This window comes from Streptosporangium sp. LJ11 (assembly GCF_051918945.1).
In the GTDB taxonomy this organism is placed as follows: domain Bacteria; phylum Actinomycetota; class Actinomycetes; order Streptosporangiales; family Streptosporangiaceae; genus Streptosporangium.
Map to the genome: position 1 here is coordinate 83497 of NZ_JBPXMB010000001.1, position 15087 is coordinate 98583.

At 72.1% G+C, this 15087-nt stretch carries 14 protein-coding genes; 9 read left to right on the forward strand and 5 right to left on the reverse strand.

Translation table 11 applies throughout. The features are described from left to right. The first annotated feature begins 276 nt into the window (after window positions 1–276). The 7 genes from ACTOQ3_RS00425 to ACTOQ3_RS00455 all read left to right on the forward strand — a co-directional run bounded on the left by ACTOQ3_RS00425 (window position 277) and on the right by ACTOQ3_RS00455 (window position 8026). Window positions 277–1446: an ABC transporter substrate-binding protein gene (locus ACTOQ3_RS00425; RefSeq protein ID WP_440081318.1), complete on the forward strand. Its 1170-nt coding sequence runs from the start codon at window positions 277–279 to the stop codon at window positions 1444–1446. Continuing rightward, window positions 1443–2321, forward strand: a complete 879-nt coding sequence (locus tag ACTOQ3_RS00430) for an ABC transporter permease (protein WP_440081319.1) — start codon at window positions 1443–1445, stop codon at window positions 2319–2321. The genes ACTOQ3_RS00425 and ACTOQ3_RS00430 overlap by 4 nt, the downstream gene beginning before the upstream one ends. Then, a complete protein-coding gene (locus ACTOQ3_RS00435; protein WP_440081320.1) occupies window positions 2309–3163 on the forward strand; it encodes an ABC transporter permease in 855 nt (284 codons plus the stop codon). The genes ACTOQ3_RS00430 and ACTOQ3_RS00435 overlap by 13 nt, the downstream gene beginning before the upstream one ends. Then, on the forward strand, window positions 3160–4323 hold the full coding sequence (locus ACTOQ3_RS00440; protein WP_440081321.1) for an ABC transporter ATP-binding protein: 1164 nt from the start codon (window positions 3160–3162) through the stop codon (window positions 4321–4323). The genes ACTOQ3_RS00435 and ACTOQ3_RS00440 overlap by 4 nt, the downstream gene beginning before the upstream one ends. Further along, window positions 4313–5020 carry an HAD family hydrolase gene (locus ACTOQ3_RS00445; RefSeq protein WP_440081322.1) on the forward strand — a complete coding sequence of 236 codons (708 nt, stop codon included), beginning with the start codon at window positions 4313–4315 and terminating at the stop codon, window positions 5018–5020. Before ACTOQ3_RS00440 ends, ACTOQ3_RS00445 begins: the two co-directional genes overlap by 11 nt. A 37-nt stretch (window positions 5021–5057) precedes the next feature. Further along, window positions 5058–6983, forward strand: a complete 1926-nt coding sequence (locus ACTOQ3_RS00450) for a serine/threonine protein kinase (protein WP_440081323.1) — start codon at window positions 5058–5060, stop codon at window positions 6981–6983. Between the two features lie 80 nt (window positions 6984–7063). Continuing rightward, entirely contained in the window at window positions 7064–8026 is a 963-nt protein-coding gene (locus ACTOQ3_RS00455) for a quinone oxidoreductase family protein (protein ID WP_440081324.1), read from the forward strand. Between the two features lie 85 nt (window positions 8027–8111). Here ACTOQ3_RS00455 and ACTOQ3_RS00460 read toward each other — a convergent pair whose 3' ends face one another. Genes ACTOQ3_RS00460 through ACTOQ3_RS00470 form a run of 3 tightly spaced genes read right to left on the reverse strand, consistent with a single transcriptional unit; the run spans window position 8112 to window position 10913 of the window. Next, window positions 8112–9209: a PucR family transcriptional regulator gene (locus tag ACTOQ3_RS00460; protein WP_440081325.1), complete on the reverse strand. Its 1098-nt coding sequence runs from the start codon at window positions 9207–9209 to the stop codon at window positions 8112–8114. Then, the gene (locus tag ACTOQ3_RS00465) at window positions 9209–10012 is read right to left on the reverse strand and encodes an ABC transporter permease subunit (RefSeq protein ID WP_440081326.1); all 804 of its coding nucleotides are present in this window, start codon (window positions 10010–10012) and stop codon (window positions 9209–9211) included. The genes ACTOQ3_RS00460 and ACTOQ3_RS00465 overlap by 1 nt, the downstream gene beginning before the upstream one ends. After that, complete coding sequence (locus ACTOQ3_RS00470) at window positions 9981–10913, reverse strand: ABC transporter ATP-binding protein (RefSeq protein WP_440081327.1); 933 nt, start codon at window positions 10911–10913, stop codon at window positions 9981–9983. Before ACTOQ3_RS00470 ends, ACTOQ3_RS00465 begins: the two co-directional genes overlap by 32 nt. A gap of 129 nt (window positions 10914–11042) precedes the next feature. On the opposite strand from ACTOQ3_RS00470, the gene ACTOQ3_RS00475 reads away from it, so the two are divergent. Further along, the gene (locus ACTOQ3_RS00475) at window positions 11043–11876 is read left to right on the forward strand and encodes a patatin-like phospholipase family protein (RefSeq protein ID WP_440081328.1); all 834 of its coding nucleotides are present in this window, start codon (window positions 11043–11045) and stop codon (window positions 11874–11876) included. A 181-nt stretch (window positions 11877–12057) separates the two neighbouring features. Then, on the forward strand, window positions 12058–13092 hold the full coding sequence (locus tag ACTOQ3_RS00480; RefSeq protein WP_440081329.1) for a 1-acyl-sn-glycerol-3-phosphate acyltransferase: 1035 nt from the start codon (window positions 12058–12060) through the stop codon (window positions 13090–13092). 15 nt (window positions 13093–13107) lie between these two features. Here ACTOQ3_RS00480 and ACTOQ3_RS00485 read toward each other — a convergent pair whose 3' ends face one another. Both ACTOQ3_RS00485 and ACTOQ3_RS00490 read right to left on the reverse strand, forming a co-directional pair. Further along, on the reverse strand, window positions 13108–13311 hold the full coding sequence (locus ACTOQ3_RS00485) for an SHOCT domain-containing protein (RefSeq protein WP_440081330.1): 204 nt from the start codon (window positions 13309–13311) through the stop codon (window positions 13108–13110). 209 nt (window positions 13312–13520) lie between these two features. Next, window positions 13521–15062: a cobyric acid synthase gene (locus tag ACTOQ3_RS00490; protein ID WP_440081331.1), complete on the reverse strand. Its 1542-nt coding sequence runs from the start codon at window positions 15060–15062 to the stop codon at window positions 13521–13523. Window positions 15063–15087: the final 25 nt, after the last annotated feature.

Consider the following 15087-nt stretch of genomic DNA (forward strand, 5'->3'; position numbering starts at 1 on the left):
CGGTGACCGCGCAATCTCGCCTCGCCTCTCAAGCCGCCCTCCCGCTCCCGGCCCGGCGCGCGTCGGCGGGATCCCTCGCTGCGCGCACCTGGCGGCCGGCTCAGCCCCACCCTAAACAAGGGTCAACGGCTCACACAGCCCCGGTTCACGCATTTCACCGCCGTACTTCGCCCGTTCACCAAACAGCAACTGATTCACGACAGAGGAGGTCTAGCTTGTTTGTACAAGTTCGTCTACTTTCGTGAAATATTGCGCGACACCCCCTTGGGAGACACCGTGATCGCATCCCGAGTTCGCTTTGCAGGCCTGGCGGCCTTCCTCCTGGTCGGCGCCGCCGCGTGCGGAGCCGCCCCCGGTACGACGGCACCGTCCGCGGGCGCCTCCGGCGGAGGTTCCGCGGCCGGAGTGGACGCCAGAACCGCCACCTCCGCCGCCGACTTCGGCGGGCTGGACAAGCTCGTCGAGGCCGCCAAGAAGGAGGGCAAGCTCCACGTCATCGCCCTCCCGCCCGACTGGGCCAACTACGGAAAGATCATCGAGACCTTCAAGGCGAAGTACGGCATCGAGATCGAGAGCGAGACCCCCGACGCCGCCAGCGCCGACGAGATCAACGCGGTGAAGACCCGCAAGGGCCAGGACCGCGCCCCCGACGTGCTCGACCTCGGCCAGTCCTTCGCGATCAGCGGCGCCGCCGAGGGCCTGTTCGCGCCGTACAAGGTCCAGACCTGGGACAAGATCCCCGAGAACCAGAAGGAGCCCAGCGGCCTCTGGTTCAACGACTACGGCGGCTACGTCTCCATCGGCTGCGACGCCAAGAAGATCGCCAAGTGCCCGGAGACCTACGCCGACCTGCTCAAGCCCGAGTACAAGGGCAAGGTCGCCCTGAACGGCAACCCCACCAAGTCGGGCTCGGCGTTCGCGGGCGTGTACGCGGCGGCCCTCGCCAACGGCGGCTCCTTCGACGACATCCAGCCCGGCCTGGACTTCTTCAAGAAGCTGAAGGACACCGGGAACTTCAACCCCGTCGAGACCACCCCGGCCACCATCGAGAAGGGCGAGACCCAGATCAGCATCGACTGGGACTACAACAACGCCGCCTACGCCCCCAAGATGGCCGAGAAGGGCCTCGACTGGAAGACCGTCATCCCCAGCGACGGCAAGTACTTCCAGCTCTACGCCCAGGCCATCAACAAGGACGCCCCGCACCCGGCCGCCGCGCGCCTGTGGCAGGAGTTCCTCTACAGCCCCGAGGGCCAGAACCTCTACCTCGGCGGTTTCGCCCGCCCGGTGCTGCTGCCCGCGATGAAGGCCGACGGCACGGTCGACGCCGCCGCCGAGGCGAACCTCCCGCCGGTCGAGGGTGAGCCCACCTTCCCGACGGAGGAGCAGGTCAACAAGGCCAAGGAGGTCCTGGCCGGAGGCTGGGGCGCCGCGGTCTCGGGATGACCGTCCCCGCCGTCACGGCCGCCGCCCCGCGCGGCGGCCGTCCCCGATCCAAGAACTGGCTGGGAGCCCTGCCGCTGCTGGTCGTGACGGCGGTGGCGTTCGGGATCCCGGCGCTCACGCTGCTGGTCGGCGCGTTCACCGTCAAGGACCCGGCGACCAAGGTGTCCTCCCTCGGCACCGCCAACCTGTCCAGGAGCCTCCAGGGGCCCTACCTGAACGCCCTGCTCAGCAGCGTCCAGCTGTCGGCCGTGGTGGCGGTCGCCGCCGCGGTCGCCGGGACGTTCCTGGCCCAGGCGGTGCTGACCTCCCGGTTCACCGCGCTGCGCGAGGCCGTGCTGACCTTCTCCGGCGTGCTGTCCAACTTCGGCGGCGTGCCGCTCGCGTTCATCTGGATCGCCACCCTGGGCAACTCGGGGGTGATCACCACCGCGCTGGGCCTCGGCCCTGGGGTGCTGTACAACTTCTGGGGCCTGGCCCTGGTCTACATGTACTTCTCGGTGCCGCTGATGGTGCTCGTCGTGACCCCGGCGCTGGACGGCCTGCGCCCGCAGTGGCGGGAGGCGGCGCAGAACAACGGCGCCACCACCTGGCAGTTCTGGCGCTACGTCGGCATCCCGGTGCTGACCCCGGCCCTGCTCGGCGGCGTCGTCCTGCTGTTCGGCGGCGCGTTCGCCGCCTACGCCACCGCCTACGCCATGGTGGGCAGCACGGTCCCGCTGGTCACCCTGCAGATCGCCGAGGCCCTCACCGGGGACGTCCTCATCGGGTACGAGAACGTCGCGCTCGCGCTGAGCCTCGACATGATCGTCATCGCGCTGCTGGTGATGGCGGTCTACCTGCCGCTGCAGAAGAGGAGCTCCCGATGGTTGCGGTAGCCACCCTGCCCGACGTCACCCCGGGCCCCGCCGCCACCGCCCGCCCCGGGCAGCGCCGGGCCTGGCGGGGGATCGTGCTGGTCGTCGCGGCGATCTACTTCGTCGTGCCGATGGCGGTGTCCTTCTGGTTCACCGTCTACTCGGAGGGGCAGGGCTTCTCGCTCGCCGCCTACGGGCGGATCCTGTCGGCGCCCGGCTTCCTGCCCAGCCTGCTGCTCTCCCTCGCGCTCGCCGCCTGCACCATCGTCGCGGTGCTGTTGCTCACCCTCCCGGCGATGCTGGCCGTGCGGCTCGGCGCGCCCCGGCTGCGGCTGGTGCTGGAGCTGATCTCCACGCTCCCGCTGGTCGTACCCCCGATCACCTACGTGGTCGGCATCAGCACGGCACTGCGCGAGGGCGTCGACGCGCTGGCCGCCACACCGTTCTGGGCGACGCTGATCGCCGTCCAGGACGAGAGGTTCCCGTTCGTCCTCGTGCTCGCGTACGTGATGCTGACGCTGCCGTTCGCCTACCGGTCGCTGGACGCCGGGCTGCGCGCGATCGACGTGCGGACGCTGGTGGAGGCGGCCCGCAACCTGGGCGCCTCGTGGCCGTACGTGCTGTTCCGGGTGATCATCCCCAACATCCGCTCCTCCATCGCCAGCGCCTCGTTCCTCACCCTCGCGCTGGTGCTCGGCGAGTACACCATCGCGGCCCTGCTCGGCTACGAGACGTTCCCGGTCTGGATCGTGACCATCTCCGGGAACGACGGGCAGCTCTCCGTGGCCCTGTCGATCATCAGCCTGCTCCTCATCTGGCTGCTGCTGCTCACCCTCTCGGGTGCGGGAAGGAAACGTCGATGACCGTCGAGTTCCGGGGGCTGCGCCGCGCGTTCGGCCGTACGGTGGCCCTGGACGGCCTGGACCTCACCGTCGAACAGGGCGAGCTGATGGCCCTGCTCGGCCCTTCCGGCTGCGGGAAGACCACGGCGCTGCGCTGCGTCGCCGGTTTCGAGCACCCCGACGCCGGAGCGGTGCTCGTGGACGGCAAGGACATCACCCGGGTCCCCGCCAACCGGCGGGACGCGGGCATGGTCTTCCAGTCCTACAGCCTGTTCCCCAACCTCAACGCCAGGGACAACGTGGCCTTCGGGCTGCGGGTGCGCAAGGTGCCGACCGCCAAACGGCACGCGCGGGCGGACGAGCTGCTGGAGCTGGTCGGCCTGCCGACGCACGCCCAGCGCTACCCGCACGAGCTGTCCGGCGGCCAGCAGCAGCGCGTCGCCCTGGCCAGGGCGCTGGCGCTGGAGCCTCGCGTGCTGCTGCTCGACGAGCCGCTGTCCGCGCTGGACGCCAAGGTCCGTGTCTCGCTGCGCGAGGAGATCCGGCGGCTCCAGCTCGAGCTGGGCATCACCACCATCTTCGTCACCCACGACCAGGAGGAGGCCCTGTCGGTCGCCGACAAGGTCGCGGTGCTGCGCGCCGGGCGGCTGGAGCAGTGCGGCCCGCCGGCCGAGGTCTACGACCGGCCCGCCACCCCGTTCGTGGCGGAGTTCGTCGGCGCGATGAACCACGTTCCCGGCCGCCTGTCCGGCCAGGAGGTCACCGTCATGGGCAAGCTCATGCCGGTGGACGGCCCGCTGCCGTCCTCGCCCGACGTCGACGTGCTGGTACGCCCCGAGGCGGTGCTGGTCACCCCCTCGCCCGACGGGAACGCCACGATCGTGGCGTCGTCCTTCCGCGGCTCCACCGCGCGGCTGCGGGTGCGGGTGGGCGAGCTGGAGGTCCTCAGCGACGTGCCGGGACACGACGCGGTACGCCTGGCGCCGGGCACGCGGGTGGACGTCGCCCTCGTGCAGCGGCCCGTGCTCGTCGCCGCGCGCACCACCCCCGCGCCCGTTCTCACCTCCGGAAACCCCGCGGAGTCCCCGGAGTCCCCGGAGTCCCCGGAGTCCCCGGAGTCCCCGGAGTCCCCGGAGTCCCCGAAGGCGGCCGAGTCGGAGGACGTCGCGGGTGTCGGGTGAGCTCGGAGCCGTCCTGTTCGACATGGACGGCACGCTCGTGGACACCGAGGGGATGTGGTGGCAGGCGTGCGTGGAGGTCGCCGCCGAGCTGGACCTGGAGCTGACGGAGGCCGACGCCGGCCACGTCCTCGGCCGCCTGGTCGAGGACGCGGCCGGCTACCTCGCGCGCCGCGCTCCCGCACCGCCCGGTGCGGAGCGGCCCGGGGTCGAACGGGCCGGTGCGGAGCGGGACAGGGTCGAACGGGTCGGGGCGCGGCTCACCGAGGCCTTCGCCGAGCGGGTCTCCGGCGGGGTGACACCGCTGCCCGGCGCGATCCGGCTGCTGGACGACCTGGGGTCGGAAGGCGTGCCCACGGCCCTGGTCAGCGCCTCGCCGCGACTCATCGTCGACATGGTGCTGCACACCGTCGGGGCGGAGCGGTTCGCCCTGGTCGTGGCCGCCGAGGACACCGCGCGCGGCAAGCCGCTGCCCGACCCGTACCTGCGGGCGGCCTCCGGGCTGGGCCTCGACCCCGCCGACTGCGTGGCCGTGGAGGACAGTCCCACCGGGCTCGCGGCGGCCCGCGCGGCCGGGTGCCGGGTGGTGTCGGTCTCCGGCGATCCGGTGGCGGAGGACGTGCTGAGCGTGGACAGTCTGGAAAAAGTGGACCTGCCGCTGTTGCGACTGCTGGCGAGCGGCAAGAGATCGATAGGCTGAGCCACTCATGTGACGGCGTATGCGGTTAGGTACAAAGGTGAACAACCTCAGTCCCGACGAACCCCTGCAGATAGGCCGGTACCGCGTGCTCAGCAGGCTGGGCCGGGGCGGGATGGGCACGGTCTATCTTGGCGAGTCCCCTGACGGGCAGCAGGTCGCCATCAAGGTCATCAATCCGGAGTACAGCCAGCACGAACGGTTCCGGATGCGCTTTCGCAGGGAGGCCGACGCGGCGCAGCGGGTCCGCAGGTTCTGCACGGCCGCGGTCATCGAGGCGGCGCTCGACGACGACCAGCTCTACGTCGTCACCGAGTACGTCACCGGGCCCAACCTCGAGGAGGCCGTCGACTCCGGCGGCCCGCTCCGCGGCTCCAGTCTCGACGCGCTCGCCGTCGGGGTGGCGACCGCGCTGACCGCCATCCACGGCGCCGGAGTGGTGCACCGCGACCTCAAGCCGTCCAACGTGCTGCTCTCCCCCGTCGGCCCCCGCGTCATCGACTTCGGCATCGCCCGCGCGCTGGACACCCTCAGCGGGATGACCGGGACCGGTGAGATCCTCGGTACCCCCCGCTACATGGCGCCCGAGGTGCTGCGCGGCGAGCCGGTCTCGGCCGCCTGCGACGTGTTCTCGTGGGGCTGCCTGATGGCCTTCGCCGCGAGCGGGCGGGCACCGTTCGGCGGCGAGGCGCTGCCCGCGGTGCTGTACCAGGTGCTCAACACCGAGCCGTCCCTGGAGGGCATGGAGCCCGCGCTGCGCGAGCTGGTCACCTACGCGCTGACCAAGGACCCGCGGAACCGGCCCACCTCACAGCAGCTCCTCGACCACCTGGTGGGCCGCTCCGCCGCGCCCGAGCAGGCCGCCCACTCGATCCAGGCCTCCTGGCAGGAACCTCAGGGGCCGCCCGGCGGCGCCCCCTGGACCGGAACCGGAACCGCCGGGCCGCCCACCCCCGGCTCCGTCAGCGGACCCGCGGGGCAGAACTCCGTTCCCGGCCGAGGGCACGCGGGTCACGCGGGTCACGCGGCCGATCCCGACTGGAGCCACACCGCACCGTCCGCGCGAGGGGGCCACACGGTCTCCGGCGCCTCGCAGGCGGGGCCCGGCCATGTCGCGCCCGGCGCCTTCCACGACGGTCCCGGCCACACCCTCCCCGAGCGGCCGCGGGACGACACCGGGTCCTTCCTCTCGCGAGGCGGGACGGCCGGGCGGCGGAAACTGGTGGTCGGGGTGGCCGTGGCGGCCCTGATGGTGGCGGCCGGAGGGCTCGGCCTGCGCCTCGCGCTCGCTCCCGGCGGCCCGCCGGAGAACCTCGCCCTGCTCTACCAGGACGACTTCACCCAGAGCGGCACCGGCTGGAGCGGCGGCACCTACAGCCCGATGACCGGCACGTACGGCTACGCCCCCGAGGGCTACTACGCCGTCGACGTCAGCGGGTACTCCCCCGTGAGGCGGGAGCAGGCCCCGATCCCCTTCGTGTCCGCTCCACCGGCCACCCCCGATCCCACGGCCAGCCCCACGCCGGTCACACCGAGCCGGATCCTGCTCGGCTCCGACATCACGATCCGCTCCGGCACCACCGGGATGGGCGAGTACGGGCTGTTCTGCCGGGGCGAGGACGACAACAAGGCGACACGGTACGAGTTCCTGCTCGACACCACGGGCAACGCCCGCATCCGCAAGACCGTGAAGAGCGCCGGGGGCGAGCTCACCAAACCCGCCAAGGTCGACCTGCCCAAGGGCGAGGCCATCCGGCTCACGGCCGAGTGCACCGGCGTCGAGGGGGGCGTGCAGCTCACCATGTGGGTCAACGACGAGCAGACCCAGTCGTTCCTCGACACCAACCCGCTGCCCAACGGGCTGGTCGGCGTGATCGCCAGGGTGGGCGAGAACAGCGACGCCGTCCTGCGGACCGCGTTCGACAACTTCACCCTGCACGGTCCGGCCATCACCCGGCAGCCCTGACCGGATGACCGCGACGACGAGTGATCCGCACAACAATGGGGACGATCGAGACATTCGACTGACCTAAGGAGTTCAGCACGATGCGCGCCATAGTCGTCTCCGCCACCGGCGGACCCGAGGTTCTCACCTACACCGAGGACCACCCGGACCCCCGGCTGGACCCGGGCGACGTCCTGGTCGACGTCGCCGCCTCCGGCGTGAACTTCATCGACGTCTACCACCGGATCGGCCGCTACCCGCTCTCACTGCCCTTCGTCCCCGGGGAGGAGGGCGCGGGCACCGTCGCCGCGGTCGGTGAGGACGTCCGTGACGTCGCCGTCGGCGACACCGTGGCCTGGGCCAACGTGCCGGGCAGTTACGCCTCCAGGGCCACGGTGCCCGCCTCCAAGCTGCTCACCGTGCCCGAGGGGGTCGCCGCCGAGGTCGCGGCGGCCGTCACCCTCCAGGGGCTGACCGCGCACTACCTGACGCACTCCACGTACGAGGTGAAGGCGGGGGACGACGTCCTGGTGCACGCCGCCGCCGGGGGCATGGGCCTGCTGCTCACCCAGATCGCCAAGCTGCGCGGCGCCCGGGTGATCGGCACGGTCTCCACCGAGGAGAAGGAGATCCTGGCCCGCCAGGCGGGCGCCGACGAGGTGTTCCGCTACAAGGGCTTCGCCGACGCCGTCCGCGACCTGACCGGCTCCGGCGTGCACGTCGTCTACGACGGCGTGGGCGCGGCCACCTTCGACGAGAGCGTCGCCTCGCTGCGACCGCGCGGCATGATGGCGCTGTACGGCCAGGCCAGCGGCCCAGTCCCGCCGCTCGACCCGCAGCTCCTCGCCAGGAACGGCTCCCTCTTCCTGACCCGCCCGACCCTGGGCACCTACATCGCCACCCGGGACGAGCTCACCTGGCGCGCCTCCGACCTCTACGGCTGGGTGGCCGCGGGTCAGCTGCGGGTGCACATCTCCGAGCGCTACCCGCTCGCCGAGGCCGCCCGCGCGCACGAGGACCTCGAAGCCCGCCGTACGACCGGCAAGGTGCTTCTGATCCCGTAACGCCAGGGCGAACGGGCGCGGCCGGTGGGCACGGCGAACGGGCGGACCGGCCAGGTCGGCGCGGCGGGTGGGCGGGCCGGCCAGGTCAGTGCAGCGGGTGGGCGGGCCAGTCCAGGAGGCGGGCGCCCAGGACCGCCGTCTCCAGGGTGAAACGCTGGGTGGAGTCATCCGGTGAGAACCCGGTGAGGCGGCGGATCCGCTCCAGCCGGTAGGTCACCGCCCGGGTGCTGACGCCGAGCCTGCGCGCGGCGGCGGTCTGGTTGCCCTGGGAGGCGAAGACGGCCTCCAGCGTGGCGAGCAGCGGCTCGGGACCGCCCCGCGCCTCCAGCAGCGGGCTGAGCACGCTCGTCACCAGGTCCTCGATGGCCGCGCGGTCCCGCAGCAGCACAGGGAACACCAGCAGGTCCGCGGCCTTGAGCACGGGGGCGCGCAGCCCCAGCCGGTCACCGAGCTCGATGGCGTTGGCGCCCTCCCGGTAGGAGGTGACCACCCCGCCGGGGCCCCGGTGCGCCCGGCCGAGCCCGACCCGCCAGCCGGGCGCGAACGCCTGGCGCACGTGGTGGGTGAACTCGCCGTTCGCGACGGCGAGGCTGCCCGGCGCGACGCACACGAGCATCCCGTCGCGGACCGCGACCAGCACATTGTGCGAGCCGAACCGGGCGACCAGCGCGTCCTCGATCCGCCGGGCCGTCCCCTCGGCCTCCCCCGCGAGCCCGCCGTCCCCCGGAGCGGCGGCCGGGGCGGCCGTGGCGACTCCGGCTCCCGCGACTCCGGCGGCTCCGGCGGCTCCGGCGGCGGGACGCGCGACGGCGACCACGTACGTCTCGGCCAGGCGGAGCCCGAAGTGCTCGGCCCGCTCGGCGAGCCTGTCGGCGCGGCCCTCGAGCAGGTCGTCGACGAACTCCCTGCGCGCCGCCTCCTCCTGGCGCAGCGCCGACCGCTGGGCGTTCTCGTACCCCTCCATCAGGGCGGAGACCGTACGCCGCAGGGCAGGGAGCGGGGTGGGGCTCACCGACTCGGCCATGGCCAGCGCGGCCTCGACCAGGGCCCGCACGGACGCGCCCCGCTCGGCGGCCAGCGCACCGGCTGCGCGGCAGTCGTCGAGCTCGGCGCGGCCGGGCAGCCTGCCGGTGGCGGCCGCCTCCCGTAACATCCGGAGATGGCCGCCGAGCAGCTCGTCCATCAGACTCCCACGTCACGCCTGTCGAAGGCCGGCATCGCGATCAGGACCAGCGCGACGGTCGCCCCGGCCAGCACGAGATAGTCCCACGCCGGGAATCCCAGCTGGATCGGCCGTCCGTCGAGGTAGTAGTGGAACGGCGAGATCCAGCGTAGCCAGGACACCCCGTCCACGTTCTTGCCCATGGTCTCGACCACGTATCCGGCCACGGCGACCACCCCGACCACCGCCAGGGCGACCCCCCGGCGCCCCGTCGCGGCGCCGACCGTCAGGCAGAGCGTGCCGAAGAAGAGGGCGAGCAGGAAGACGCCGGCGTGACCGGCGAGGACCCTGTCGGCGGGGACGCCCATGTCGACGGCCGTCACCAGGCCCAGCACCACGAGGAAGGTGACCGCCGCCACGCCGAGCAGCGCGAGGGCCAGGGCGGCGAAGCGCTCCAGGACCAGCCGCCTGCGGTCGATGGGAAGGGTCAGGACCAGTTCCAGCGTGCCCGACTCCTCGGGCTGGGCAATCGCCCGATTGCCGATCACCGCCGCGCACATGATGAACAGCAGCGGCCCGAACAGCTGGTAGACCAGCGTCTGCAAGTAGCCGGAGCCGCTGGTGAAGCCGCCCTCCAGACCGCCCATGAGGTCGCGCATGGCCCCGGGGAACTTGGTCAGCGCCACGTTCCCGTAGAGGTCGGGGTTGCTCTGGATGGTCGGGTAGTAGGCCAGGTACATCGCGAAGAACGCGCTGATCCCGACGGTCCAGCCGAGCAGCGGCCTGCGGTAGTCACGCAGGCTCTTCGACACCAGCGTGGGCATCGCGCGCCTCCCCTTCTTCTTCGTTCTGGCTGTAGTAGGTGAGGAAGATCTCCTCCAGGTCGGGCTGGGCGCTGACCATGTGCACCACGGTGAACCTCGCCGCCGCCTTGATCAGCGCGTCCGGGCGGCCGTCGATGGTGCAGCGCAGCCCGGCCCCCTCCATCCGCAGGTCCCGCACGCCGGGCAGGTTCTCGAACGCCTCCCGGGGCACCGGGGCGTCGAAGTGGAACTCCACCCGGCGCACCGCCTTCTCCCTGAGCGCGGAGACGTCCTCCACCGCGACGAGCCTGCCGCCGCGCACGATGCCGACCCGGTCGGAGACGTCCTCGGTCTCGGCCAGCACGTGGGAGGACATCAGCACGGTACGGCCCGAGGCGCGGACCTCCCGGATCATCGCCAGGAACTCCTGCTGCACCAGCGGGTCCAGGCCGCTGGTCGGCTCGTCGAGGATCAGGAACTCCGGCTCGTGCATGAAGGCCTGGATGAGCCCGACCTTCTGCCTGTTGCCCTTGGAGAGCTTGCCCATGGGCACCGACAGGTCGGCCTCCAGCCGCTCGGCCAGCTCCTCGATGCGCCCCTTGGGCACGCCGTCGCGCACCGCGCCGAGGAAGGCCAGGAACTCCCCCGCCTTTTCTCTGCCCTCCAGGGCCAGTTCGCCGGGCAGGTAACCGATCCGGCTCCGCACGCCCGCCTCGCGGGGATCCCTGCCGAGGACCGTCATCCGGCCCCTGGTGGGGCGGATGACGTCCAGGAGCAGCCTGAGCGTCGTCGTCTTTCCCGCGCCGTTCGGGCCGAGATACCCGAACACCTCCCCGGGCCGGATCTCCAGGTCGAGATCCTCAAGCCCCCGGCGCGCGCCGTAGAACTTGGTGAGCCCCTCGGTCTCCACTACCGCTGTCATGCGTCAGATCGTGCCCGCTCGGCACCGCCGGGGTCATGACCGGACCCGGACAGCTGACCGCCCCTTCGTTGCGCGGATCCGGAACCCGCCCGGCGGCGCCGCGCTCGGCCGCGGGGCTATGGTGAGCCCATGAGCCTGGACACTGCCTTCGTACTGGGTGGCGGGGGCGTCCTCGGCGCCCACGAGGTGGGCATGCTGCGGGCGCTCGACGAGGCGGGCATCAAGCCCGACGTGATCATCGGCACGTCCGTGGGCGCCCTGAACGGCGTCGTGCTCGCCGCCGCCCCCGGTGACGCGGTCGCGCGCCTGACCACGCTGTGGGGTTCGGAGATCGTCCGTACGGCGTTCGCGGGGTCCTGGGTGACCCGGCTGTCCACCCTCGCCAGGAGCGGCACCCACCTGCACTCCTCCGAGCCGCTGCGCGACCTGCTGGCCCGGACGCTGCCGGTCTCCCGCATCGAGGATCTGTCCGTGCCGTTCCAGTGCGTGGCCGCCTCCGTCGAGCGCGCCGCCGCGCACTGGTTCACCGAGGGCCCCCTGGTCGACGCGGTCCTCGCCTCCTGCGCCGTCCCCGGGTTGCTGCCGCCCGTCCGCGTCGGCGACGGCCACTACCTCGACGGCGGGCTGGTGCACAGCATCCCGGTCGGCCGGGCCGTCGCGCTCGGCGCCCGGCGGGTCTACGTGCTGCACGTGGGCAGGATCGAGCGTCCCCTGGTCGTGCCCCGGCGCCCGTGGGAGGTCGGCATGACCGCCTTCGAGATCGCCCGGCGGCACCGCTTCACCGAGGAGATGGCCACCCTGCCGGACGACATCGAGGTCCATGTCATGCCGTCCGGGGGCGAGTCCCGTCCAGGAATAGACCTCTCTCAGCTGCGTTACCGGGATTCATCGCATATATCTGAATACATCGACCGCGCGTACCGGGCCTCGTCCGACTACCTGGTCCGGCAGGCGTCCTCCTGAGCCGCTCCACGCCACCGTCCGCATCAGTACCGATATAAACCAAGCCGCGTCATATGTCCATATCGGGGTAGGCCCACATCGGGGGTACTCATGAGGAGGTACGTCCGGATCATCGCCTCCTGAGTCACGCCGGCCCCGCACGCGCACCACGACCGCACATCCACACAGGCAGGAGCCGCTCGTGCTGCCTCCTCGCATCATCCGCCGCCTGGTCCTGGCCCCGCTCGTCATCGTGCTCACCGTCGTCGCGGTGCTCACGCTCCCGATCTGGCTGCTGGTGGTGGCCGCGGCCTCGCTGCGCCTGCCGCCCCCGCAGCGGCGCGGCACCCGGCTGGTCTGGTTCGCGCTGGCGTGGCTGACGCTGGAGTCGATGGCGCTGTGCGCCTGCCTGTGGCTGTGGGTGGCGAACGGCCTGGGCGGCCGGCTCAACCGCGACGAGTACCAGGAGCGGCACTACGAGCTGATCCAGTGGTTCCTTTCCAAGATCTACGAGGCCGCGGTGCGGATCTTCCGCCTGAGCGTCGAGGTCGACGAGCCGCCGCCGACCTCCGACGAGATCTCCCGCCGCCTCACCCGCCCCGTCATCGTCCTGTCCCGCCACGCGGGCCCCGGCGACTCGTTCCTGCTCGTCCACCACCTTCTCGCCCGCTACGGCCGGCGCCCGAGGATCGTGATGAAGGCGGCCCTGCAGTTCGACCCCTCGCTGGACGTGGTGATCAACCGCCTTCCCAACGCCTTCGTCCACCGCGAGGTCGCCGAGAGCGGCATCATTGGCGAGATCCGCCGCCTGTCCTCCGACATGGACGCCGACGACGCCCTGGTGATCTTCCCGGAGGGCGGCAACTTCACCCCGAAGCGCCGCTGGCGGGCCATCCTGCGGCTGGAGCAGAAGGGCCTGTCGGAGGAGGCCGCGCGGGCCCGCAGGCTGCGGCACCTGATGCCCCCCCGCCCCAACGGGGCCATCGCCGCCATCGAGGCCTGCCCCGAGGCGGACGTGGTCTTCGTCGCGCACACCGGTCTCGACGACCTGGTCACCTTCGGGGACATCTGGACCCGCCTCCCGCTCAGCGCCCAGATCAAGGCCAAGTGGTGGCGGGTCCAGGCCGCCGACGTACCGCGCGACCGTGAGGACCAGATCCGCTGGCTCTTCGACCAGTGGGAGGAGATCGACACCTGGATCACCGCGAACCAGCCGGCTCCCGCCCCCGCGGCCTGACCACGGCCGGCGGGACTACCAGTCCTGGGAGAGGCCCGACATGCGGCGGAGGTATTCGTCCTCGTCGATCTCACCGGCCGCGTAGCGGCGCTTGAGGATCTCCCGGGGACTTTCGGCGATGGACCTGCGCGCCGCGGAGGCGCGGACCGCCATGGTCACACCGACAACCACCACCGCGATCACCGCGACGACGAAGAGCAACATCAGGATGCGGGACATGGTCGGCCTCCCATACCCCCATCGGACCTGGCGGGGGAATTTCGAGTTTACCCGGCAGAGGGACCTTCTCTTTTTCCCCGGCCGAAGTGATGTGCCCGCCTTCGATCCTCAGGGGAACAGTGCGGGAGACCACTCCCCCGGCCTGCGGAGGGAGCACCGGCTCGACCGGCGGGGAAGGCACCGGCTCGACCGGCGAGGAAAGTACCGGCTCACCCGGCCGCGGGAACACCGGCCGAGAAGTCCGGAGCCTCGCGCGAAGCCCCGCCGGGTGGCAGCGACGGCAGTCCCCGAGGTGCCCCGCCCTCCAGCAGCCGGAGCAGGGCGCCGGTGTCGACGTTCCGCTCGATCAGGTCACCGAGCGCGTCCAGCCTCTCCTCCCGCAGGGCGGCGAACGACACGTCCGGTGCCGGGGTGAAGTCACGCCCGGAGACGGCGGCCACCTCGGCGAGGAAGGCCCGGCGGAAGCCGTCGTTCTCCAGGGCGCCGTGCCAGGTGGTCCCCCACACCGAGCCGTCCCGGCAACCGTCCAGGAAGGGCTCGCCGCCGTCGGCCGTCACCACGCCGTGGTGGATCTCGTACGCGGCGACCGGGTGGCCGTACGCGGTGCCGGCCGGACGGCCCAGCGTCTTGTCCGCGGCGAACTCCACCGACGCGGGCAGCAGCCCCAGCCCCTCGACCAGGCCCGCTCCCGACTCGACGTCGTCGCGGATGGTCCTGGCGAGCATCTGGTAGCCGCCGCAGATGCCCAGCACCGCCCGGCCCGGCAGGGCCGCGGCCAGGCCGGTGGCGCGGAGCCACGCCAGGTCGGAGACCGTGGCCCGGGAACCGGGCAGCACCACCAGGTCGGCGTCGTCCAGCTCGCCGGGGGAGGTCACGAACCGGACCGCCACCCCGGGCTCCGAGGCCAGCGCGTCCACGTCGGTGAAGTTGGAGATCCGCGGCAGCCGCACCACCGCCACCCGCAGGGTCTGCCTGCCGTACGGGGCGCGCGCTCCGATCGCGGGCCGGTTGTCCAGGGCCAGGGAGTCCTCGACGTCCAGCCAGAGGCCGTCCAGCCAGGGCAGTACCCCGTACACCTCGCGGCCGGTCAGCTCCCTGATCATGTCCAGCCCCGGTTCGAGGAGCTCGGGCGCCCCCCGGAACTTGTTGATCACGAACCCGGCGACCAGCGCCTGGTCGGCGGGTTCCAGCAGCGCCACCGTCCCGTACAGCGCGGCGAAGACCCCGCCCCTGTCGATGTCGCCGACCACGACGACCGGCAGGTTCGCGGCACGGGCCAGGCCCATGTTGGCGATGTCCCCCCTGCGCAGGTTGATCTCCGCCGGGCTGCCCGCCCCCTCGCAGACCACCACGTCGTACGCGCCCCGCAACCGCTCCAGCGCGTCCACCGCGACCTGGCGGAGCCGCTCCTTGACGTCCCAGTACTCCATCGCGTCGACCTCGGCCATCGGCCTGCCCATCACCACGACCTGGCTGCGCCGGTCGCTGCCCGGCTTGAGCAGGATCGGGTTCATGTCCGCGCTGGGCTCCAGCCCGCACGCGGCGGCCTGCATCGCCTGGGCCCGGCCGATCTCGGCGCCGTCGGCGGTGACGAAGGAGTTGAGCGACATGTTCTGCGCCTTGTACGGCGCGACCCTCACCCCCTGCCGGGCCAGCCAGCGGCAGATCCCGGCGGTGACGACGCTCTTGCCCGCGTCGGAGGTCGTCCCCGCGACCAGCAGCGCCCCTTTAGCCCCTTTCGCCCCCTTCACGCCTTCGCCCCGGCCCGAGGAGCGG